Origin of the sequence: Paenibacillus sp. GCM10027626 (genome assembly GCF_042676285.1) — a bacterium.
In the GTDB taxonomy this organism is placed as follows: domain Bacteria; phylum Bacillota; class Bacilli; order Paenibacillales; family Paenibacillaceae; genus Paenibacillus_Z.
Genome location: NZ_JBHTHC010000064.1, coordinates 1 through 843 on the forward strand (window position 1 = coordinate 1; position 843 = coordinate 843).

An 843-nucleotide genomic window follows, 5' to 3' on the forward strand; every position below is an offset into this window, starting at 1 on the left:
TAAGAACCTCTTCTGTGATCATGGAACAAATTCCTAAGGTAACGGTAACTGAACCTGCTTCTCGCTAATGAGTGAATAAGGGGAATCCCCTGCCTCTAAGCAAAGCGTAGGCGGGGGAGGATGTCAACATGGAATTCAACATCACTGTTAGCTATAATAAGTAATAATCAGTATAGAAAATATTGATGGGGAGAACGAGATGGATTTAAACTATCTGCATACATTCCGTGAGGTTGCCTTACGAAAAAGCTTCACGCGAGCAGCCGAAGAGCTTGGCTACGCACAGCCTAGCGTGACGACACAGATTCAGAAATTAGAAAAGGAATATGGAGTTCAGTTATTCGAACGCCATAGCAAAGGGCTTAGACTTACTTCCGCTGGGGAGGAATTGCTAAGGATCGCGGGCCAAATCCTTGATTTTTATCAGCAGTCAAAAGAAAAACTTAACCGCCAGGGTGGGGGTACCCTCATGATTGGAACGATAGATTCAATTGCTTCTTACTATCTTCCGCCTCTAATTCAACAATTTCGTCAAAATTATCCCGACCTTAGTATTCTATAATGCTACATAGAAACTAGACAGTAAAAAAGGAGTTTCTTAGTTGTATGTCGACCAGCAGACGAAGGTTTACCCCCGAAGAAAAAGCACGTATCGTACTGGAAATTCTGAAGGAAGAAAAGTCAGTTTCGCAGCTCGCAACGGAGCATGGCATTCGTACGAATGTCCTCAACCGGTGGAAAGCAGAAGCGGTGCAGAACCTCTCGCAATTGTTCGTCGATGATCGAAAAGGCATCACGAAAATGAAAAACGAGTATGAGCATCAGATCAACGAACTCTACGCC

1 protein-coding gene and 1 pseudogene are annotated in these 843 nt (G+C 43.8%); both read left to right on the plus strand.

The genetic code is table 11. From position 1 onward, the window contains the following. Window positions 1-199: 199 nt before the first annotated feature. Window positions 200-556 (plus strand): annotated as a pseudogene (locus tag ACFQ0N_RS38210) (LysR family transcriptional regulator); the annotation flags it as partial. 50 nt (window positions 557-606) lie between these two features. Further along, window positions 607-843, plus strand: a 237-nt coding sequence (locus ACFQ0N_RS38215) for a transposase (protein ID WP_379335734.1), incomplete at its 3' end; no start/stop codon positions are given.